Genomic DNA, 21,791 nt, shown 5'->3' on the forward strand with positions numbered 1-21,791 from the left:
CCTATTCCGCATATCCGTACAGTCCCCGGACGGACACCTCGCCGGCCTGGACCGCGATCCTTTTCCCGTCGTCCGTGTCCACCAGCAGGGAACCGTCCTTGTCCACGCCGGCTCCCCTGCCCAGAAGGGGGGTCTGCTCCCCCAGCACCTGGACCCTGGCGCCGTTGTTGACGCAGCGGACATTGTATTCTTCCAATAAAAAGCCCAAATCCCCCCGTTCCTGGAATTCCATGTACAAGGGTTCGAACTCCTCCACCACACGGGCGGCCAGGGCGTTCCTGTCCACATCCGCTCCGCCCAGCAGGGCCAGGGACGTGGCCTTCTCCCCAAGGTCCGGGGGGAATGCCTTCTGGTTGCAGTTGATGCCGATGCCCACCACCACCAGGTCCACATAGTCCGGCTCGGCCGTCATTTCGGTAAGGATGCCGCAGAGCTTCTTGCCGTCCGCCACCAGGTCGTTGGGCCATTTGATTCCTACGCCGATCCCCAGGGAGTCGATGGCCCGGGCGGCCGCCAGCCCCGCCACCAGCGTCAGCATGGCCGCCTTCTGGGGCAGGATGGCGGGCCGCAACAGGAAGCTCATGTAGATCCCCTCCCCCTGTCCGGAGAGCCAGGCCCTGCCCCTCCGTCCCTTGCCGGCGGTCTGTTCCTCGGACAGGACCAGCCCCTCCCAGGTCCTGTCCTGGGCGGCCAGCCGCTTGGCTTCCCCGTTGGTTGAATCCACCGTGGGATACACCCGCACATCCCGGAAGCGGGATTCCGGAGGGATCCTGTTTTGGATTTCCGCCGTGCTTAGGGCTCCCGAGGTGGACAGGAGCCGGTAGCCCTTGTTGCTCACCGATTCGATGGCGCAGCCTTCCTCCTTCAGGCTGCGAATCCGCTTCCACACCGCCGTGCGGGAAATCCCCAGCCTGCGGCTGATCTCCTCGCCGGAGATGAAGCCTTCGGCTTCCAGCAGGATCCCCAGCAGCTGTTCTTGCCTCTTGTCTCCTTCCATCGCCTACCTCCCTGTGGGGAAGCGGACGAACACCTTCTCCGCAGCCTCGAACATGGCCGCCGCCGCTTTCTTCTGGAAGGAGGCGTCCACCAGCTTGGACAGGTCCGCCGCGTTGCTCATGAAGCCGATCTCCAGGAGGACCGCCGGCATCTTGGTGTTCCGCAGCACATACAGCCCTTCCCGGGACTTCAGCCCCCGGTTCGCCATTCCTGTGGCGGGGACCAGGTTGTCCTGGAAGATCCTGGCCGCCGCGATGGAGCTCATGACGTCGACAGTCCCCCCGGGCATGTACAGGGTCTCCAGACCGTTCACGGAAGAGGAGCTGGTCGCGTTGTTGTGGATGCTGATGAACAGGTCCGCCCCCACGGTGTTGGCCAGGTCCGCCCTGTATTGCAGGGTCTTGTACACGTCCGTCGTCCGGGTGTAGTAGACCTTGTAGTCGCCGGAGGCGTCGAAATGCGCCTTCAGGTACAGGGCCATGGAAAGGTTCAGCGCCTTCTCCTTCACGCTGCCTGCGGTGGCACCGGGGTCGCTGCCTCCATGGCCTGCGTCCACGACGACAATCCGGCTGTAAAGCTCCCTGGGTTTGTACCCCTTCAGCTGGTAGCCGTCCTCCGCTTCTTCCAAACGGAATTCGTAGTATTCCTTCTGCCGCACCACGATGTTGGTCCTGCCTGCGCTGTCCTGGACCAGTTCGATGCTGCCTACGGAGCTGTCGTTGATGGCCAGGTCTCCAGCCCCGAACACTTGGGAATAGTCCCCCGGCAGGACCACGGTGAACTTCCCGTCCTCATAGTCGTCCACATACCGTACGCCGGCAAGGTCGATGGAGTTGCTCCTGGCGCCCAAGCCGATGAGGGGGTTCTTGCCGCTGCTGGTGTACTGGACGTTGGTCAGGGTGGAGGCCATGAACTGGATCAGGGTCGTGGACCCGTTCCGGGTCACGGTATAGTCCGCGGTACCGTCCATCACCGCCACGATGCGGGTGGTGGTTTCAGTGAACTGGTCCGTGCGGATGCCCAGCACGAACTGTCCCTGGGCCTGGGCCTCCTGCTTGCCGATGGCGCTCTTGGTCCCGGTCAGGTCGAAGACGATCCTGTCCGGGCCGGAAAGCCGGAAGGAATCCACTCCTGTGGGGGCCATGCCCTCCACCTGGATGTAGTCCCCCTTGTCGTTCTGTCCCAGCACGATGCGGTTGATGGCCTTGGGCGCAAATTCCACCACCAGGGTCTTCCTGTCTGCGCTCAGGGACAAGGTGCAGACCTGCGCGTTCTCCTTCAGGTCGAAGACCATCCGGGTGGTCGGCGGTGTTTCCGCGTACTGGCTTGTCCGGATGGCGGTCGCCACCGGATTGTCCCCGTAGCTCCGGTTGCCCAGGGCGTTCTTCGCCTGGACCACATCCAGCACCACCTTCTTGTCCAGCACCAGGTGGTCCACCCGGGAAATGGGGCCGTCCGCCCGGACCTCGAAACGGGGCTTCCCGTCCTTGAGGCTGTATTCCACCGCCTGGAGCTCCACCGGATCCAGCTCCCTGGCTTCCAGTCCGGATTCCACGGAGGGCCTGTCTACGGAAGGTGCCGCCGTTCCCGTCCCCGCGCTCCAGATGACCGGTGCCTGGAGGAGGGCTGTGGGCAGGCTTCTATGCGCCCCGTCCGCCACCAGGACCGGCGGGTCCCCCGCTCCGTCGCCCGCCACCACCGGGCTTTCCGGCGCAGGTGCAGGCTCTGGTTCGGGGACCGGAGGGGTGATGCCGGCGGTATAGGTCCCCGGGTCCCAGGACACTGCATGGCCCAGCTGCTCGGATACGAACCGCAGGGGGATCATGGTCTTGCCCGAACCCGGCTTGGCGGGGTCGCTCACATCCTGGACCAGCTTCGGCGCCACATCCAGCTTCTGGGGCTTGCCGTCCACGTAGGCGGTGGTGCTGTCGATGGCCATCACGATGGTGGTGCTTCCATAGGTGACGGTGGCTTCCTTCTTGTCCGCATTCCAGGCCACCTTGGCGCCGAAACCGTCGCTTTCGAAGACCTCCCGCAGGGGCACCAGCGTCCTTCCGTCCAGGATGATGGCCGGCATGTCCCCCGTGGGGATGTCCTTTCCTGCGACCTGGACCGTCACCGTCCGGGCGGAATAGGCCTGGACCACCCCATCCATCTTGATCTTGAAACCGGGGCGGACTTCACCTCCCGATACCGGCTGCAGCGTTCCCAGCAGCATGCAAAATACCAAAAGCCAGATCATCGGCGCTCTTCTCATGGGTCTGTTGCTCCTTTCCTTCCTGGATTTCCTATGACTTCCTGTTTATGATTATAACAAAAAAAGCCACCGACCTAAAGGCTGTGGCCCTTTTGTAACCAAACCGTAATATAGGTATCTTCGCCTCCCTCACTTGAACAGCCGGGAGGGGAGCTTCTGGACATGGTTGTAGAAATAGAGGGCTGTGAAGCCGGTCAGGAGCCCTGTGGCCGTCCCCGCCACCAGCAGGTAGGGCAACAGGTGCAGGGGCACCGCCAGGCTGCCGGTCAGCACTCCCAGCACCAGCGCCTGCCCCAGGTTGTGGAAGGCGGCCCCGAAGACGCTCACCCCCACCATGCTGAAATGCCGGCGGAAGAAGCGCACCAGGAGGTACATGGCCAGGAAGCTCAGCATCCCTCCGGAAAGGCTGTAGAGGAAGCTCACGCCCGTCCCCGCGAAGAAGGCGGTCATGGCCACCCGCAACAGCACGATGGTCATCACCTCCCGGAAGCCGAACATGTAGACGGCCATCAGCGTGATGATGTTCGCCAGTCCCAGCTTGATGCCCGGAAAGGAAAAGTTCATGGGGATAAGGCGCTCGAAATACCCCAGGACCAGGGCGGCACTGACCAGCATCCCGATCAGCACCAGCCTCTTGTTATTGTGCGACGGCATCCACTTCCCCCCCTTCCCCGCTGCGTCCCCGGATCTCCAAGGTGACCCGGTAGGGCAGGCAGACTACGGATTCCCCGGGCCTGGAGATGGCCCTGGTCCGGACGCAGATCTGGTCCCTGCAGTCCGCATCCGTGATGCTGGCCTCCCCACCTTCGATGTGGACCACATTGTATCCATGCTCCGTAAGCAGGCGCTCTTCGTGATCCTCTTCCAGGGGAAGGGTCTTCACTTCTTTTCCGTCCACCTTGACCACGACCTGCATGGCCAGTCCCTGGACTTGTGTCGTCCTAACCAGGTTGAAGGCCCCGAGGGCGATTGCCAGCCCCAGGACCCCCACCAGAAGGAACCAGTCGTTCCTTACCATCTTGATTCCACCTTTTCCCAGAATTCTTTCTTAATTGTCGCTTGCGCTAATTGTCGCTTGCGCTAATTGGTGAAGGCTTTCAGGCAGACGTTGCTCCCCAGGGCGGTTTCCGTCCTGTCCCAGGACTTGCCGTCCACGCTCATGTAACCTTCCCCGTCCCAGATCTCCACATCCCCCAGCCAGCTCACTTCCCGGCGGTATTCCGCCGCCACCGGCAGCTTGGAGCCCGGCGTGGTGAGCTTCACCACCACGGCGAACTTGCCTTCCACCTGCACCGTACGGGGGAAACGGATGGTGTGGTATCCTCCGTGCTTCAGGGTCCCGTTGGCTACGAACACCCGCTTCTCGAAATCCTTCACGCCCCTGAATTCAGGCACATGGTACACTTCGTAGTAGGAATCGGGCCCTGTGGCGTAGAAGGAAACGGCCGACAGGATTTCGGCCCCTTGGGTTTCGTATGCGTTGGCGAAATAGGCCGTATCCGTCCCGTAGCCGATCCGCCCCACCCATCCCAGGAGGTCCGTCTGGTGGATCCTCTTGAAGTTGTCCGGGCTCTCCAGTCCGCTGTAGACGATGTTGTCCTTCCCGATGTGCAGGTCCTCATAGGAGACGTGGAAATACCCCCCGTCCCCGAAACCGGGGCCGAAGCTGTTCTTGCACAGGTAGGCCCCGTCCCTTGCAGGCGGGTGGTTGAAATTCTGCCTGGGGTAGGCGTCGTCCCAGCCTACGATGACCACATTGTGGTTGATGTTCTCCAGGCCCACATACCGGTAGGCGCCCAGCTCCGCATTGTAGTACTTCTCCATTTCCTCTTTGGATCCGTAGGTGAAGCGCATGGATGTCTGGACCCCTCCATGCAGCAGGATGGCTTCCTTGATGCCCGCATGGTCCTTGTCCGGAATCACCAGGGCCTCCTGCAGGTGCCGCACGGCCTTCAGGTCCTCCCGGACCACCCCGTCCCCGAAGGGGTCGTCCTTTTCCAGGACCGGTCCGGACCAGCGGGCCAGATAGGCCAGGGATACCCGGTAGTCCCCCCCTTCCGCCTGGGAAAGGTTGTAGCCGTGGGACAAACTCATGTTGTCCTCGGAAAAATCATAGGGCAGCCGGGGCATCAGCACCGATTCCATGGAGGCCACGGCCGCAAAGGCCCAGCAGGCTCCGCTGTCCTGCTGGTTCTTGACGGAGGTGGTCTTGTTGAAGTTCCGCAGGTCGTACTTCTCCGGAATCCGGACCACCGGGTTTGCCGGCCCTCCGGTGCTGATCCGGACCGTGCTTGTAGCGGCGGTCCAGGCGACCTGGGCTCCGAAAGCCTCCAGCACCGCCCGGATCGGAAGATAGACCCGGTTCTCCCGGATCACCGCGGCCGTGTCGATGGTCTGGGGGGTTCCGTTCCTGTAGATGGTCCTGCTTCCCACCGGAACCAGCACCGTCACGCCGTCCTTGGCCACCGTGGCCTGCCTCCGGCTGTTGTCCCATTCCACCTTCGCGCCGAACATCTCCATGGTCAGGCGCAAGGGGGCCTGGACCCGGTTGTTCCCGTCCAGGAAGGGGCTTCCGTAATCCCCGAAATACTCGATGGGCCGGCCGTCCAGAAGGACGGACACCGCCATGCTGGACCCGTTGCTGTCCGGCTTGAAGCCAAAGAGCAGGACCAGCGCCAGCACCAGGGCCAGGAGCTTGTGTAGCGGGGTGAACCCTTCACGCATGCCCATAACCTTGCCCCCCTTTGGGTGGCTTGGGACCTTCATAGCGGTACAGTGTCGTCTTGATCATCCCATTGTAGAGTTTGCGTTTCTTGTCCGCCTGCCTGCCGAAATGCCGTTCGAAATCCTCCACCGAGGTGATGACGTTCACCGACCAGCTGTCCAACTGGGCGCAGACCTTTCCCAGCTCCTTGTAGAGGCCGTAGACCTCCTGCAGCTCTTCCAGGCGCTCCCCGTAGGGAGGATTCGTCACGATGATGCCGTACTTCCTGGAGGAGGCCAGCTCCTTCACCGGCCGTTCCTGGAAGTGGATCAGGTTGGCCACATCGGCATTCTCCGCATTCTCCCGGGCAAACCGGATCATCCGGTAGTCCTTGTCGAAGCCTTGGATCTGGGCCTGCACCTCCAGGTCCAGGAGGTCGTTGGCCTCGTCCACGGCTTGCATCCAGGCCTTCCGCTCCAGTAGGTTGGTCCAGGTTTCCGAGAGGAATTCCCTGTTGAGCCCAGGGGCCATCCGGGCGGCGATCATGGCCGCCTCGATGGGCAGGGTTCCGCTGCCGCAGAACGGGTCCACGAACAGCCTGTCCTTGTTCCACCCGGACAGGAGGACGATGCCGGCGGCCAGGGTCTCCCGCAGGGGGGCGATGCCTGTGTTGGTCCGGTACCCGCGCTTGTGCAGGGCCTCCCCGGAAGTGTCCAATCCGACGGACACCTGGTCCTTCTTGATGAACACGCGGATGGGATAGGAGGCCCCCGTCTCCGGGAACCAGTCCGTCTTGTGCTTCTTCTTCAGACGCTCCACCACCGCCTTCTTCATCACCGACTGGATGTCCGACGGGCTGAACAGTTTGGACTTGATGGAGGAGGCCTTCTTCACCCAAAACTTGCCGTCCTTGGGGATGAAATCCTCCCAGGGCAGGGCCTTGGTCTTTTCAAACAGTTCTTCGAACGTCTTCGCCTCAAAGCTCCCCACATTCAGGAGCACGCGTTCCGCCGTGCGCAGGTGCAGGTTGCTCCGGGGGATGGCCGCCGCGTCTCCTGCGTAGACCACCCTTCCGTCGTCCACGGACAGGATCTCATATCCCAGGTCCGCTATTTCCTTCTTCAAAACCGATTCTATTCCAAACAGGCACGGGGCCGTCAATGCAAATTTCATCAAAAAACTCCTCCACAATGGCAAAACAAACGACTCAGGTGCCTCAATTATAAAGGAAAGCGCGGCTTAACACAAGGAGGAATCAGGAATTGGGGAAAGTTTGACAGAAGGGGGAAAGGATACTACAATAGTCCTAATGAAACAGTAGGAGGTCTATGCATGTTCAAATCGGATTTTTGGAGGAGGGTGTGGCTCAGCTTCACCTCCACCTCCGCCCTATACGCTTTTTCCAAGGAACCGGGCAGGCGGGCGCTGCGCTATTTCTTCACCTTCCTGGTGGCCTTCGGCCTCCTCTATGGAGCCGGCATGGGATATCTGGCCCGGTTGTCCATGGTGGAGACCATCGGGACGGTCCGGTCCGGGGAATTCCCCGACTTCCGTCTGGAGGGCGGCAGCCTTTCCATCCTCCTGGAGGAACCCCAGGTACTCCAGGTCGCCCATCTGGACACGATCCTGATTGTGGACCCGGACCACAGCTACAGCCTGAACGACCTGGCGGGATACACCCAGGGCGTCCTGGTGAATCCGGACCGGATCATCCTGTCCCAGGCGGGAAACCCGCCCGTTCCCCTGGAATTCAGCACGTTTCCCGACCTGGTGCTGGACAGGGCCGCCCTGGCGGGCATCCTGGAGGCGGTCCTGCCCTACGTCTTCCCGGCTTTCCTGCTGGTGTACCTGCTGGTCTTCCTGTTCTCCGGGTTCCTGAAGGCCTTCTTGGTTTCCATCTTCGGCCTGCTCCTGAAGAATCTCATGGTCCTGGAGATGCCCTTCTCCCGGATTTTCCGCACCACCCTTTATGCCGCCAGTGTCCCCTACCTGGCCAGCGAGCTCATGAACCTGGTGCCTTTCCTCTACTGGCCTTTGCTCCGGCAGGCCATCGCTTTTGGGTTCCCCCTGCTCCTGCTCTACCGTTTCCTCGGGGAGGTGCGGCGCCTGGAGGCCCCCCCCCAGGAATGAACCGGAAGGAAGAAAGAAGAGGCCGGCCCCTAAAGTCCCTGGGACTTTCGGGGCCGGCCTCTCCTTTGGATGCCTCCTAAGCCTTGTCGTACAGCCGGTAAAGCATGGCGGCTCCGATCAGTCCCGCATCGTTGCCCAACTCCGCAACCTTCAGGACCGTCTTGAGCATTTCCTCTCCCCCATAGGTTTCCCCCACCATCTTCTCCCGCAGGGGCACCAGCAGGTTGTCCTTCTGGGCGGAAACGCCTCCTCCCAGGACGATGACCTGGGGCTGGAAGATGTTCACGATGTTCATGAGTCCGGTGGCCAGGTCGTCGATGTAGGAGTCCACCACAGCCTGGGCCGCAGGGTCCCCGGCCTGGGCCGCATCGAAGGGGACCTTCGCGTTCATCTTCTCCAGGTCCCCGCCCACCAGCCGGTTCAGGAGGGACTCCGGATGCGCTTTGGCGGCCTCCCGGGCGTCCCGGATGATGGCCGTCGCGGAGGAATAGGTTTCCCAGCAGCCCTTCCGGCCGCAGGTGCACAGGTTTCCGCCTTTCTTCATGACGATGTGCCCAAGCTCCGCTCCGGCATTGAAGCTGCCCGTGATGATCTCCCCATGGACGATCACACCGCCCCCCACGCCCGTTCCCAGGGTGATGGCGACCAGGTCGTCGTAGATCTTGCCCGCACCGCTGCTGTATTCCCCGTAAGCGGCCACATTGGCGTCGTTCCCCATGTAGACGGGGACGTTGATGTAGGATTGGATGGCGCTGCGCAGGTCCGTCTCGCGGAAAGGCAGGTTGTTGGCATAGACCACCATGCCCCGGTCGTTGTCCACGATTCCGGGACTTCCGATGCCGATGGAGTGGATGTCCCCCGCCTGGAGCCCCTGCTTTTCCATCAGGTCCAGGCAGAGCATCGCCATGTCCCCTACGATGGCTCCCGCTTCCCTTTCCCGCAAGGTGGGTGTGGATCCCTGGCGGAGGACCTTCCCTTCCTCGTCCACGATTGCCGCCGCTATGTTGGTTCCTCCCAAATCGATGCCGATACTTGTCATTTGGTTCCTCCCTTTTATTTGTGTTTGTCTTTGGTCCTTTTGGCCAGATTGCTCAACACCCGGTTGTTCAGCTCCACTGCCGCGTTGTAGCCCATGGCCTTCTGCCTGTGGTTGATGGCCGCGGATTCCACGATGATGGCCAGGTTCCGGCCCGGACGGATGGGGATGGTGTGGCAGACGACCTTGTTCCCCAGGATGTCCATGTAGTCCTCCACCATGCCCAGCCGGTCGTATTCCTTCTCCGGATTCCAGTCCTCCAGTTTGATCACCACGTCGATGCCGTGGCGGTCTTGAACCGATTCCACGCCGAAGAGCACTTTGCAGTCCACGATGCCGATGCCCCGGACCTCGATGAAGTGGCGGATGATGTCCGGGGACGTCCCCAGCAGCGTCTGGTCCGAAACCTTTTTGATCTCCACCACGTCGTCGGCCACCAGCCGGTGTCCCCGCTTGATCAGCTCCAAGGCCGTCTCGCTTTTTCCGATCCCGCTTTCCCCGGTGATCAGAATCCCCTCCCCATAGACGTCCACCAGGACCCCGTGGATGGAAATGCTGGGAGCCAGCTCCACCTTGAGGTAGCGGTTCAATTCCGAGATGAAATAGGACGTGTTCTTGGGGGTCTGGAGAAGGGGGATCTCATGTCTGGCGGCGGATTCCAGCATGTCCTCCAAAGGCTCCATCTCCCTGGCCAGGATCAGGCAGGGGATTTTGCTGGAGAACAGTTTGTCTACGATGGCCTTGCGTTCGCTGGCGAACATGTTGTTCAGGTAGGCGTATTCCACCTTGCCGATGACCTGCACCCTGTCCGAATCGAAATAATCGAAGAATCCTGCCAGCTGCAGGGCGGGCCGGTTGATGTCGCTGTGCAGGATGGTTATATCCTCCAGATCCAGCTCCGGCGTAAGATTGGTCAATTCCATCTTGGCGATGAGGTCCTTGAGACCCACATTAGGTTGTTCCGTTGCCATCCTATCCCTCCTCTTGGTTGCTGAAAACATCTTACCATATGTTTCCGGGTTCTGGAACCGTTATTTTTCCACCGGCCCGAAAAATTCCCGCACCTGGGCCGCCGCCTTCCGGTTCATCCCGGGAGCCGCGGCCAGCGCCTCCAGGCTTGCGTTCCGGATCCCTTCCACGGAGCCGAATTCCTTGAGCAGAGCCTTCCTGCGGGTGGGACCCACCCCGGGGATGTCGTCCAGCACCGAGCGCACCTGGGTCTTCCCCCGCAGCTTCCGGTGGTATTCGATGGCGAACCGGTGGGCCTCGTCCTGGATCCTCGCCAGGAGCTTGAATCCCTCGCTCCGTGGGTCCAGGGGAACTTCCCTGTTCCCGCAGTAGAGCCCCCGGGTCCTGTGCTGGTCATCCTTCACCATGCCGCAGACCGGAATGGAGAGCTCCATGGCTTCCAGGACCCCCTGGGCGATGTTGACCTGTCCCTTTCCCCCGTCCATCAGGATCAGGTCCGGAAGCCGGGTGAAGCTTCCGTAACGGGCGTCCATGCCCTTCTCCAGGATCTCCCGCTGCTCCTGGAAGGCATGGGAGAACCGCCGCCGCAGGACCTCCTCCAGGCTGGCGTAGTCGTTGGGTCCCTGGACGCTCTTGATCTTGAACTTCCTGTAGTCGCTCCTTTTTGGCTCCCCGTCCTCGAACACCACCATGGACCCCACCGATTCGAATCCCTGGCTGTTGCTGATGTCGTAGGCTTCCAGACGCCGGGCGTCCTTGTCCAGTCCCGCCGCCTGGAGGATCTCCTCCAGGGCCCCCCGGGTCCGCTGCTCCTTCCGGCGCATCTGTTCCCCGAACTGGCGGAGGGTGATGGCGGCGTTCTGGGCCGCCAGCTCCACCAGCTTGGACTTCTCCCCCTTCCGGGGGACCTTGATGTGGACCTTCTGGCCCCTCCGGTCGGACAGCCACTGCTGGATCACCGCAGCCTCGTCCATGTCCTCCTGGAGCACCAGCTCCTTGGGGATGTAGGGTGTCCCTGAATAGAACTGCTTCACGAAAGCCGTGACGATGTCCTGGCCGGACTGCCCCTCCACATGCTCCATGCGGAAATGCTCCCTGCCCACCATCTTCCCGTTCCGGATGAAGTACACCTGGACCAGGGCCTCCCCCTCTTCCCGGGCGAAGGCCACCACGTCCTGGTCCTCCATGGCCGCATGGACGATCTTCTGCTTCTCCATGATGGCCGACACCGCCGACAGCTGGTCCCGAACCTTGGCCGCTTTCTCGAAGTCCAGGTTCTCCGCCGCTTTCCGCATTTCCTGGGTCAGGGCCTCCACCACCGGCTGGTGCTTCCCGCCCATGAAGGCCACTGCCTGGGCCACCTTTTCCCCATAGGCCTCCTGGGTGATCCATCCCTGGCAGGGGGCGTCGCACTGGTGGATGTGGTAGTATAGGCAAGGCCTTTCCTTCCCGATGTCCTGGGGAAGCCGCCGGTCGCAGCTGCGGATCCTGCAGATCTTGTGCAGCAGGTCGATGGTCCCCTTGGCCGCGGTGGCGTTGGAATAGGGGCCGTAGTATTTGGCCTTGTCCTTCCTGACCTGGCGGGTGTAGAGGATCCTGGGATAGGCCTCCTGGACCGTGATCTTGATGTAGGGGTAGGTCTTGTCGTCCTTCAATAGGGTGTTGTATTTCGGCCTGTATTTTTTGATCAGGTTCAGCTCCAGGATCAGGGCTTCCAGCTCCGAATCCGTGACGATGTACTCGAACTCCCGGACCATCCGGACCATCTGGGCGATCTTCGGGGAGTGCCGGTCCGTGCTTTGGAAATACTGCCGCACCCGGTTCTTCAGGACCTTCGCCTTCCCCACGTAGATCACCTGGTCCTGGGCGTCCTTCATCAGATAGACCCCGGGCCGGTCAGGCAGTGTCTTCAACGCTTCTTTCAAATCCCACATGCCGCCTCCTCAGATTTTGGATATCCTGTAGGCCATCTCCCAGGCCCCTGTGGCCGGGTCCCGTCCCTGCTCCTGTCCCACCAGGACGGTGTCGTCGGCCTCGGTCTCCACCTCCATGGACCTTCCCTCCAAGGCCTCCAGGCGCATGCCCTGGGCGTCCCAACCGATGGCGGCCACCCAGCGGACCTGGGTCCTCTTCTCCCGGACCTCCGCCATCTCCTTGGGGTCTTCCCTTTGTATGGAAAGCTCCGGGCCGGCTTGCGGCTGCCTTCCGAAATATTCCAGCGCCCGCATGGGCTGGTGGAAGCGGATCCTTGCCAGGACCCTGTCCTTGGGGTCCTTCAGGACCCCCCCATGGCGGACGGAAACGGATCCGTCCGTGTGCACCGTATAGGTGGTCTTCACCCCTTTGGCGCACCCCCTGTACTTCCGCTCCAGCTCGATGGTGGCCCTGTGGCCGTGGTTCTCCGTGCCGCAGACCTTCACCTCCCTTGCCTCCCCTCCCCTGGGCATCTGGAGCCTGTGGGGTTCCTGCAGATGCTCCTTGTGGTCGTAGAGGAGGGACGTGATGTCCCCCGTTTTCTTGGAGATCTCCAAAAAGAAGGTCTCCGCCAGGATCTCGATGGTGTTCTGCCTGTCGGCCAGGGCCAGCTCTTCCCAGGCGCTTACGGCTTCCCGCACCTGGTTTCGGTCCTCCAGGGCGCCTCCCCTTTCCGCCGCCAGCAGCTGGAAGGCCCCCGCCAGCTCCCTGTTCTCCTCCTCCGGGGCCGACCTTCTGTACAGGCGGTAGTTCACATGGTATTCCTTGGCAGGGTCCAGGGGCGGGGAGGGCAGCCCATGGGACACCCGGACCGTTTCCCCGGGGCCGGCGTCAGGGAGCTCCAGCGCCCCCTCCTCCAGAAGGACTCCGTCCTCCAGCCAGGCGTACCGTCCCTCAAAGGCCGAAAGGTCCGTCCAGACATATCCGTTGGTCACCTGCACCTCGAACCGCCGTCCCACCAGCCCTTCCCCGGGCTCCACCCGGAGCTTCTGGAAACGGTGGAACAATTCCTGTTTGGCCGGCTCCCGCTCCGGGTCCAGTTCCTGGGCATCCATGGCCAGCTCCCCGTAGGGATCCAGGTCCCCCCAGCCCTCCGCAAAGAAAAGCCTTGTGTTGTCCAAGGACCACAAGGCTTCTCTCCCGCTGCCCACCCCATGGTAGGCCAGCACGCAGGGATGGCTCCGCAAGGCCTTCACATCCCCTTCCTCCTGGACAAGGGGAAGCAGCCAGAGTCCCAGACGGTCGCACAGTCCCGCAATCTCCTTGCCCGTCCTCGCATCCGCCACCACCGTGTCCACCCCGAGCCGCTTGCACAGGGGCAGCAGGCTGTCCGCCCGTCCCCTGGTGGCGTTGTCCATACGGATCCCATGGAGCCGGATGCTCCTTCCGTTGCAGCGGATTTCCGTGTCCAGGATCTCCACCTGGCGGAAACCGTGAACGAACGTCTTGTCCACCAGGGGACGGTCCATATGGTCGCTGACCTCCAGCCGGACAGGATGCAGGACGGGATCCTCCACCGTCCACAGCCGGGGGGCCGCCACCACATGCTCCAGATAAACCTTCTGCTTCTTGTCCGGAGACAGGACCAGCCTGGCTTCCGCCGCCAGCACATCCTCCTCCCCTTCCAGATACAGCCGCACCTTCACCGGCATGTCCTCCAGCCCCGACAAGGCCAGGTGGCACTCCACCTTCCATACGGCTCCGCCCGTCTCCCTGGGGAAGCCGCTGCGGGAAAAAACGTCCAGAATCCGGACCTTCCGCTCATCCATGTCTTCCTGCTCCTCCTTCATTGCCCGGTATTCCCCGGCCCTCGTCCAGCCTATCGGCCAGGAACTGGGCCAGGCCCACGAACTCGCATCCGTACAGCCAGGCGTCCTCCACCTGTTCCTTGCGGATGATCCTAAGCACGCAGTAGAAGTACCGCTCCTCGTCCAACACCAGCTTGGCGTTGAAATAATATCCCAAGGGCAGGTCCTGGCCGCTTTCAAAGCCCAGTCCCGTCTTGGACACATCCGAAACCTCCAGTGCCTGGTCGGGCATCGGACGGATTTCCTCTTCCTGGTTGTACAGCCTGTCGATGGAAATCTCCAGGCGTACGGGAACCCTTTTGTGCCTTCGCCTGTTGTACATCCCGCGCCTCCTTCCGTTCCCTGGTCCGCCTCCCTACAGGAATCGCTCCACCCCATAGACCGCCGTGGCTCCGTCCCCCGCCGCGGTGATCACCTGGCGCAGGGTCTTCTGCCGCAGGTCCCCCGCGGCGAAAACGCCTTCCACGTTGGTCATGCAGTTCTCCCCGGTCCTGATCCAGCCGGCGGCGTCCATTTCCACCTTGCCCGCCAGGAACTTGGTGTTGGGGGTGGACCCCACCGCCACGAAGACGCCGTCCACGTCCAGCTCCCGGGTCTCCCGGGTCTTGTTGTTGTGCAGCCGGACCTTCTCCACGAACTCCCCTCCCTGGATTTCGTCCATTTCCGTATCCCAGAGGACTTCGATGTTGGGGGTCCCGAACAGCTTCTCCTGCAACACCTTTACCGCCCGCAACTCGTTCCGGCGGTGGACAAGGTACACCTTCTCGCACATCCGTGCCAGGTAGATGGCGTCCTCCACCGCCACGTCGCCGCCGCCCACCACCAGGGTCTTCTTCCCCCGGTAGAAGGCGCCGTCGCAGGTGGCGCAATAGGAAACCCCTCTGCCCATGTAGAACTCCTCGCCTTTGACCCCCAGCTTCTTCCAGGAGGCTCCCATGGCCAGGATGACGGTCTTTGCGAGATAGGTGTTGTAGCTTCCCACCACCTTCTTCACAGCTCCCTCCAGGACCAGCTCCTCCACTTCCTCCGTGAGGATTTCCACCCCCAGCTCCTCCACATGCTCCCGGAAAAGGTTGCTCAGCTCGAATCCCGAAGCGGTCTTGATTCCCGGATAGTTCTCTATTTCATAGGTATTGGTGATCTGGCCTCCCGGAAAGGCCTTCTCCAGAATCACGAAGTCCATCATGGCCCTTTTGGCGTAGATGGCGGCCGCCATGCCCGCCGGGCCGGCGCCGATGATCACCAGGTCCAATATCTTCTCTTCCTGTTCCATAACATTCCTCTTTCCTCTTTTTTTCTATCATACCACGACAATACTGGATTGCATAGCACGCAAATCCCCCTCCAGGACGCAGTTGGGGGTGGCAATTTCCTCCGTTTCGTATTACACTATTCCTGACAACTTGAACCAAGGAGGTTCCTATGACAAAGACATCTGCAGAGGCCCGCTCCCCGGAGCGCTGCCTGTCCCACTACGAAAGCCTGCCGACCTTCTCCAGGGTCCAGTCCCTGGAAGCCATGAAAGCCCTGCTGGAACTCCTGGGAAACCCCCAGGACCGGCTCCGGATCCTTCATGTGGCCGGCAGCAACGGCAAGGGCTCCACCTGTGCCCTGCTGGAAGGCATCCTGCAGGAGGGGGGATACGCCACCGGTTTCTACCATTCCCCCGCCATTCCTGATTTCCTGGCCGGCATCCGGATCGGATGCGAACCCATGGACCTGGAAGGCTTCTGCGCCGCCTACCCCCGGGTCATGGAGGCTTGCGACATCCTGTCCCGCCGGGGCCTTCCCAGTCCCTCCCGGTTCGAGGCCTTCACGGCCCTTGCCTACCTGGTCTTCCTGGAGGCCGGCGTGGATTTCGCCATCATGGAGGTGGGCCTGGGGGGCACCCTGGACGCCACCAACGTGATGGGGAAGAGCCTCCTCTCCCTGATCACCGCCATCAGCCTGGACCACACGGACATCCTGGGGAACACCTTGGAAGCCGTCGCCTCCCAGAAGGCCGGAATCCTGAAAAAGGGCTGTCCGGTGCTTCTGGGGGAAAATCCCTCCGAAGTCGTCCGGACGGTCCTTGCCAGGGCCCAGGCTTTGGGCTCCCCCCTCCACGACAGCGTGCCCTCCTCCGACCTGGAGGTGGTGGACGCCTCCATCCACGGAACGACCCTGGTCTGCCGGCACCCCTGGTATGCGGGGGCCGTCTTCACCACCCCGCTGGTGGGCGTACACCAGCGGGCGAACATCGGCAACGCCCTGGGAGCCGCCCATCTCCTCCAGGAGATGGGTGCGGCCCGGTTGCCCTTGGAAGTGGTCCAAAAGGCCCTTTCCACCACCGTCTGGCCCGGCAGGGGGGAGTGGATCCGGAGCAGGGGAAGGAACTTCCTTCTGGACGGGGCACACAACCCCCAGGGGATGGCCGCCTTCCAGGAGATGCTCCTCCTGCCGGGGGTCCCCAAGGAGAAGATCCTTGTCCTTGGAATCCTCCAGGACAAGGACCTCTCCCGGATGCTTCTGGGACTGGAGCGGTTTTTCGACACTGTGGTCCTGACCACTCCCGAAAGCCCCCGGGCCGCCGCCCCCGGGCACCTGAAGACCCTGTGCGCAGGCCGCTTCCCCCGGATCCATGTGGAGGAGGACCCGGCACGGGCCCTGGAACTGGCCGCAGGCCTTGTCTCCGAACAGGGGCTTGTCTGCCTGGCCGGATCCCTGTACCTGGTGTTTCCCTGCAGGGAAATGCTCCTGGCAAAAACGGAAGGAGAACACGATGCGCATCTTTGATCTGGACGGTCCCGTCCAACGTTACGGCTCCATGCTTTTCGACCTTTTGGTCCTGAACCTCCTGGCCCTGTTCCTCAGCTTCGGGACGGCCGGCCTGCTCCTGGGCATCTCCAGCATGTCCCTCTATCATGCGGTCCACCAGGCGGTCATCACCGGAGACGGCTACGCCTTCAAGAGCTTCTTCCATCTCTTCCGGAAGAGGTTCCTTACGGGCACCCTGCTGCACCTGCTGCTCTCGGCGGTCTTCCTCGTCACCGCCTTCAATCTCCGGATGCTTCTGACCGGCGTCCTGCCCTGGAGCTTCCTGGCCCCCTTCTACATCTTCGTGCTGCTGGAGGTCCTTTTCCTGCACACCTGGCTGGTGCCCCTGGCGGCGCATACGGAATTGGGCTGGAAGGACCTGCTCAAGTTCTCCTTCGCCCTCTCCCACAAGCACCTCCCCACCACTCTGGTGGCGGCCGGCCTAAACCTGGTCCTGCTCCTTCTGGTCCTGGGGATGTTCCTGGGGGTCCAGCAGCTGGGGATCCTGTTCCTGTTCCTGCCCGCCTTCGTGGCGCTGGCCAACAGCCATCTGATCACCGTCCGGATCCTGGGCAAGTACAACCTATAGCTTGGCGGCGTTCATCAGCTGGGGCACCACCTGCTTCTTCCTGGAGAACACATCGTACAGGAAGATGCTCTTCTCTTTGGGCTTCATCCTGAACGCGTTTTCCGCGATCCAGGCGCTGTCTCCGGCCACGATCAGTTCCGTGCCCCCCACCACCACGTCCGTCACCATGAACACCCACAGGTTCAGGCCGTCCTGGCGGCAGAAGTCCTCCATGTAGGCCAGGACCCCCGGGTACACCTTGTAGAAGCCGTCGAAGTCCCCGGTGTTGATCTGGGAGACCCGGACCCTGTAGGGGCCGAACATGAACTGCTTCATGTCGTAGTGGAGCAGCTCCTCGGGGCTCTTCTCCTCCAGGGAGGACCCTTCGGTGATCATGTGCATGCCGTAATACCGGGTGTCCACACCGGCGATGGGGGCCAGCTTTTCCGCCGTGGCCTTGTCCAAAGGGGTGCAGGTGGGGGACTTGAAGAGGAGGGTGTCCGAGATGATGGCGCTCAGCAGCAGGCCTGCGATCTGCCGGGGAATTTCCACCCCCTGCTCCTCGTACATCCTGGCCACCAGGGTGCAGGTGCAGCCCACCGGTTCCACCCGGAAGTAGAGGGGCGCCATGGTCATCACGTCCGCCACCCGGTGGTGGTCGATGATCTCCAGGATGTGCAGGTCGTCGATCCCCTGGATGGACTGGCCCCGCTCGTTGTGGTCCACCAGGATGGCCTTCTTCCGGTTCACATCCACCAGGTTGCTCTTGGACAGCATGCCCTGGATGTATCCCCACTCGTCCACCACGGGAAAATGGTGGTGCTTGGAGGTCACGATGTTTTCCTGCACGTCCTCCAGGGTCTCGTAGGTCACGAAATATTCCAGCCCGTCCTTTTTCACCATGGTGGAAACAGGAATGGTCTGGGATATTTTTTTTACCAATTCGTAGACCTTCAGTTCCGAGGAGAGGAGCACGTGCCGGTGGTCCTGCCAGGTCAGCAGGTCTTCCGGATCCCTCACGTTCCCGACGATGAAATAGCCGGCCTGGAGGATGGTGTCCTTGGTCTCGAACAGGTGGGCCAGCTCCTGGGCGTCGCAGAGGACAAGGTCCTCCTTCTCCAGGACCTTGTCCGGATACACGTCGCTGCTCAGGTAGACCCGCCCAGAGACATACTCCTCCTTGATGGTCCCCGATACCAGCTTCAGGTCCAGCTCCTGGATCAGATTCACGAAGGGGGTCTTGCTGTCCTTGAGGAAATTGCTGCTGCACTGTCCCAGGTAGGTGGGCATGATGTCGGAGATGGAAACCAGACCGATCAGCCTTTCATCCTGGTCCACCACCGGGATGGACCGGCCCGTCTCCCCCGTGATGGCCTCCAGCACCTTGCGGATGGAGTCCATCTCCTTGACCACCTTGGCGGGGGTCAGGTTGATGTCGGTCACCTGCAGCTTCAGGTGCTCCACCACCGGTGGAGGCTCCACGCCGAAATGCTTGAGGATATAGGCGGTTTCCTTGTTCACCTCTTTCAGGGCGATGGGCATATGGTGCCGCTGGGGGTCCAGCTGGTTCTTCAGATGGGCGTAGCTGATGGCCGCGCAGATGGAATCCGAGTCCGGATTCTGATGGCCGAAGACATAGACGGTTTCTTTCATATGTTCTCCTTCTGTTTTTTATACGGCAGGTAAACGGCGATGGTGGTCCCCTCTCCCGGGGTGGAGCAGACATCTAGTGCGCCTCCATGGGCCTGGACGATGCCTTTGACCGTCGCAAGCCCCAAGCCGGTCCGGCTTTGGTGCCCGTTTTGCAGGTACAGGGGTTCGAAAACGTCCCGCAGCTGGCTCTGGGTCATGCCCACCCCCGTGTCCCGCACGCTGGCGCAGATGTAGCCGTCCGCAAGGGGCTTTAGTTCCAGCCGCTGCAGCCCACCAAGGTCCATCTCCGCCCTTCCGGTGTAGAAGGTCAGGGTTCCTCCGGAGGGCATGGCTTCCAGTGCGTTCCTCCCCAGGCTGGTGAATACGTTGACCATCTGCTTCCGGTCCACGCTGGTGAACAGGTCGTCCTCCCAGAAGACCTGGAGGACCTTGTGCTTCGGCCCCTTCCCTTCCTGGAGCGCCTCCACCGCCTTGTTCACGCAGACGTTCAGGTCCACCAGCTCCCGCACCATGGGGCTGCTGCCGGAATAGTCCAGCAGGCCCTGGGTCAGGCTTTCCCCCTGCCGTATGGTGTTCAGGATCTGCCCGCACCAGTAGCTGTGCTTGTCGTCCTTGGGGTACTTCTTCTGCACCATCAGGGTGTAGGTCTCGATGGTCTCCAGCATCTGGTTGAAGTCCCGGCCGATGCCGCCGGCAAGCCTTTCCACACTGTCCATCTTTTCCTTGTTGATCAGGATGTTCTCCTTCTCCTTGATGATGGAGATGTCCTGGAGCATGCCCACAACCTTCAGGCACATGCCCTCAGGGTCGTGGCTGATGGCCTTCAGGGTCATACGGAACCACAGGCTCCTGTCCAGGGCCCCGTTGTAGATTTCCATCTCCGTATGGACCACATCCACCAGTCCCATGCGGATCTGTGCAAGGAGGTCGGCGGTGTTGGACCGTTCCCTCGAGGGTATCATTTCCAGCAGCTGGGTCATGGTGTATCCCATGGCTCCCTTGTAGACATCCGATTCCACCGCAAGGCCGATCAGCTGGTAGAAGAACGGGCTGGCGTCGATGGCGTCTTCCTGGGGATACCATTCGAAGAAGGCCAGGCTGGCCGCCTCCTCCCCCTTTTCCTTCTGTGCGTACTGCTGGAGGGCGTATTCCTGCTCCCTGTTCTGCTCCTCATACCGCCTTTTCCGCTCGGTGATCAGATACAGCCAGGTGGTTCCCAGGATCAGCAGCAGGAGCAGCAGGATTCCGCCCCAGGACAGGATCCGCACGTTCCTTTCCCGGTTCCGGTCCCTGCGGATCTCCATCTCGTCGTACCGGTCCAGGATGGGGGCGATGTCGTGGGTGGCGATGGCCTTGTCCAGGATGCCTGCCAGGATGGCGTGCCGGGGGGACACCTGGAACTGCTGGTAGAAAAAGTTCAGGATTTCCCCCCGGGTCTGGAGGCCTTTGCCGCTCCTTTCCTCCAGCAGCGCCTCCCCCTGGTAGCTGTTCACCAGGCCGTACCGTTCCCGGTTCCCCGTTTCCTTCAGCGATTCCACCATGGCTTTGGCATCCGCCACCGGAACCAGGGAGATGTAGGGATAGTAGGTTTCCATGAACACCTGGATGGGCGTCCCTTCCACCACCAGGATCTCCTGCTCCTCCAGTTCGTGGACGGAACCGATGCGCTGGCTTTCCTCCCTGCCGATGACCAGCACGTTGAAATACAGGTAGGGGGCGGTGAACCGCGCCTCCCCTTCCTTCCGGATGGGGGCCGCTACAGCGGACAGGAGGTGGATGGCCCCGCTTTCCAACCGCTGGGTCACCGAATGCCAGTCCCCCATGCCGTAGAGGGGATCCGGCAGGAACCGGACCCCCAGGGATTTCCCCAGCATGTCCAGGTACTCCCCGACGATGCCCCCATACCGGTTCCCCTCCAGGATGTTGTAGGGTTCCGACTCCTTGGAGAAGCTCACATAGAGGGTCTTGTTCCTTTCCAGCCAGGCCCGTTCCGCATCTGTCAGACCGCTGTGGAGCAGGTACAGGTTGAAGCCGCTTTCGGCCTCTTCCTGGAGTCTGTGCAGGGTGCCTTCCCGCTCCAATTGGTGGAAGGCCTTGTACAGGATCCCCCCCAGGAGGAAGGTCTGGGGATTGACTCCGATCCGAGCCATCTCCACCTTCAGACTGGGGATCTCAAAGGCCAGCCGCAGGTTTTCGCCGGTTTCCCGCCACCGTTCCCCTGTGACCACAGCGAACACCTCCCCTTGCCGGAGCGCCTGGAACAGGGTCCCGGAATCCCCGTAGGTCCGGATTCCGGTTTTTCCCAGGTCGTAGGACCGCAGGTGGTTTTCCAGCGCTCCCTCCCCTTCCAGGATCCCCACCGTCCGGCCCTGGAAGTCGTAGAGACTCTCCACCCGGCTCTGGCCCGTTCCCACATAGCAGTAGTAGGGGTGGCTGAAACGGGTAGGGAGCAGCTGGAGTCCGGCCTCTATGGCAACGGCCCCGTCCACCCCCAGGTACAGGTCCAGCTCCTTCTTCCGCAGGGCTTCCTGGAAGTCCTGCGGGTTTGCGAAGGGCACCACCCTGAACCGGATGCCCAGTTCCTCCTCCAGCTTTTCCAGAAGCCCGTAGGCCAGTCCCCGGGCACCCTCCAGCCCATCCAGCAGGAAGCTGGCGCCTTGGGGCATCTCCTCCAGAAAGCTCTCGCTGTCCAGGCGGACCTCCAGCCCCAGGGTGAATTCCCTTCCCTTGTAGCCGGCAAGCCACTCCTTCTCCTGATCGGTGTAGGCCGGCCTTTCCTCCGGATCCTGTCCGCCTCCCCCGGTCCTACCATTGTCCTCCCAGAAGAGCAGCAACAGGAAAAGCGCGGTGACGGCGATGAAGACGCCGCTGATGATGATGATGGTCTGCCTCTTTCCCAT

The 21,791-nt window shown here is 61.9% G+C and carries 17 protein-coding genes; 3 read left to right on the forward strand and 14 right to left on the reverse strand.

Annotated features, from left to right (window positions below):
• Nucleotide 1: 1 nt before the first annotated feature.
• The 6 genes from GXN74_RS05575 to GXN74_RS05600 form a co-directional block, all read right to left on the reverse strand.
• Nucleotides 2-997 carry a biotin--[acetyl-CoA-carboxylase] ligase gene (locus GXN74_RS05575; RefSeq protein WP_162369934.1) on the reverse strand — a complete coding sequence of 332 codons (996 nt, stop codon included), beginning with the start codon at nt 995-997 and terminating at the stop codon, nt 2-4.
• 3 nt (nt 998-1,000) lie between these two features.
• Nucleotides 1,001-3,253, reverse strand: coding sequence for an N-acetylmuramoyl-L-alanine amidase (locus GXN74_RS05580; RefSeq protein ID WP_162369935.1), 2,253 nt, complete (start codon nt 3,251-3,253; stop codon nt 1,001-1,003).
• A gap of 129 nt (nt 3,254-3,382) precedes the next feature.
• Nucleotides 3,383-3,907 (reverse strand): Gx transporter family protein, encoded by a 525-nt coding sequence (locus GXN74_RS05585; RefSeq protein ID WP_162369936.1) that lies wholly within the window; start codon nt 3,905-3,907, stop codon nt 3,383-3,385.
• On the reverse strand, nt 3,891-4,271 hold the full coding sequence (locus GXN74_RS05590) for a NusG domain II-containing protein (RefSeq protein WP_162369937.1): 381 nt from the start codon (nt 4,269-4,271) through the stop codon (nt 3,891-3,893). Before GXN74_RS05590 ends, GXN74_RS05585 begins: the two co-directional genes overlap by 17 nt.
• Before the next feature lie 62 nt (nt 4,272-4,333).
• Nucleotides 4,334-5,983, reverse strand: coding sequence for a lectin like domain-containing protein (locus GXN74_RS05595; protein WP_162369938.1), 1,650 nt, complete (start codon nt 5,981-5,983; stop codon nt 4,334-4,336).
• Entirely contained in the window at nt 5,970-7,130 is a 1,161-nt protein-coding gene (locus GXN74_RS05600) for a THUMP domain-containing class I SAM-dependent RNA methyltransferase (RefSeq protein ID WP_343032795.1), read from the reverse strand. Before GXN74_RS05600 ends, GXN74_RS05595 begins: the two co-directional genes overlap by 14 nt.
• Before the next feature lie 159 nt (nt 7,131-7,289).
• On the opposite strand from GXN74_RS05600, the gene GXN74_RS05605 reads away from it, so the two are divergent.
• A complete protein-coding gene (locus GXN74_RS05605) occupies nt 7,290-8,087 on the forward strand; it encodes a DUF1189 family protein (protein WP_162369940.1) in 798 nt (265 codons plus the stop codon).
• Between the two features lie 76 nt (nt 8,088-8,163).
• Here GXN74_RS05605 and GXN74_RS05610 read toward each other — a convergent pair whose 3' ends face one another.
• The 6 genes from GXN74_RS05610 to trxB are packed head-to-tail and all read right to left on the reverse strand — an operon-like array spanning nt 8,164 to nt 15,147.
• On the reverse strand, nt 8,164-9,126 hold the full coding sequence (locus GXN74_RS05610) for an ROK family protein (protein ID WP_162369941.1): 963 nt from the start codon (nt 9,124-9,126) through the stop codon (nt 8,164-8,166).
• 14 nt (nt 9,127-9,140) lie between these two features.
• Complete coding sequence (gene hprK / locus GXN74_RS05615) at nt 9,141-10,094, reverse strand: HPr(Ser) kinase/phosphatase (protein ID WP_162369942.1); 954 nt, start codon at nt 10,092-10,094, stop codon at nt 9,141-9,143.
• Between the two features lie 60 nt (nt 10,095-10,154).
• A complete protein-coding gene (uvrC, locus tag GXN74_RS05620; protein ID WP_162369943.1) occupies nt 10,155-12,026 on the reverse strand; it encodes an excinuclease ABC subunit UvrC in 1,872 nt (623 codons plus the stop codon).
• Nucleotides 12,027-12,035: 9 nt separating this feature from the next.
• Entirely contained in the window at nt 12,036-13,835 is a 1,800-nt protein-coding gene (locus GXN74_RS05625; protein WP_162369944.1) for a DUF4981 domain-containing protein, read from the reverse strand.
• Complete coding sequence (locus GXN74_RS05630; RefSeq protein ID WP_162369945.1) at nt 13,828-14,196, reverse strand: PilZ domain-containing protein; 369 nt, start codon at nt 14,194-14,196, stop codon at nt 13,828-13,830. The genes GXN74_RS05625 and GXN74_RS05630 overlap by 8 nt, the downstream gene beginning before the upstream one ends.
• Before the next feature lie 33 nt (nt 14,197-14,229).
• Complete coding sequence (trxB, locus tag GXN74_RS05635) at nt 14,230-15,147, reverse strand: thioredoxin-disulfide reductase (RefSeq protein WP_162369946.1); 918 nt, start codon at nt 15,145-15,147, stop codon at nt 14,230-14,232.
• A 149-nt stretch (nt 15,148-15,296) separates the two neighbouring features.
• Between trxB and GXN74_RS05640 the strand changes: the two genes are divergently transcribed.
• The gene (locus tag GXN74_RS05640; RefSeq protein ID WP_162369947.1) at nt 15,297-16,649 is read left to right on the forward strand and encodes a bifunctional folylpolyglutamate synthase/dihydrofolate synthase; all 1,353 of its coding nucleotides are present in this window, start codon (nt 15,297-15,299) and stop codon (nt 16,647-16,649) included.
• Nucleotides 16,636-17,259: a DUF624 domain-containing protein gene (locus GXN74_RS05645; RefSeq protein WP_162369948.1), complete on the forward strand. Its 624-nt coding sequence runs from the start codon at nt 16,636-16,638 to the stop codon at nt 17,257-17,259. Before GXN74_RS05640 ends, GXN74_RS05645 begins: the two co-directional genes overlap by 14 nt.
• On the opposite strand, the gene GXN74_RS05650 is transcribed toward GXN74_RS05645, so the two are convergent.
• Both GXN74_RS05650 and GXN74_RS05655 read right to left on the reverse strand, forming a co-directional pair.
• Complete coding sequence (locus tag GXN74_RS05650; RefSeq protein WP_162369949.1) at nt 17,254-18,891, reverse strand: putative manganese-dependent inorganic diphosphatase; 1,638 nt, start codon at nt 18,889-18,891, stop codon at nt 17,254-17,256. The two genes, GXN74_RS05645 and GXN74_RS05650, sit on opposite strands and share 6 nt — an antisense overlap.
• Entirely contained in the window at nt 18,888-21,791 is a 2,904-nt protein-coding gene (locus GXN74_RS05655) for an ATP-binding protein (protein ID WP_162369950.1), read from the reverse strand. The genes GXN74_RS05650 and GXN74_RS05655 overlap by 4 nt, the downstream gene beginning before the upstream one ends.

Origin of the sequence: Anaerotalea alkaliphila, assembly GCF_010179735.1 — a bacterium.
GTDB lineage: Bacteria > Bacillota > Clostridia > Lachnospirales > Vallitaleaceae > Anaerotalea > Anaerotalea alkaliphila.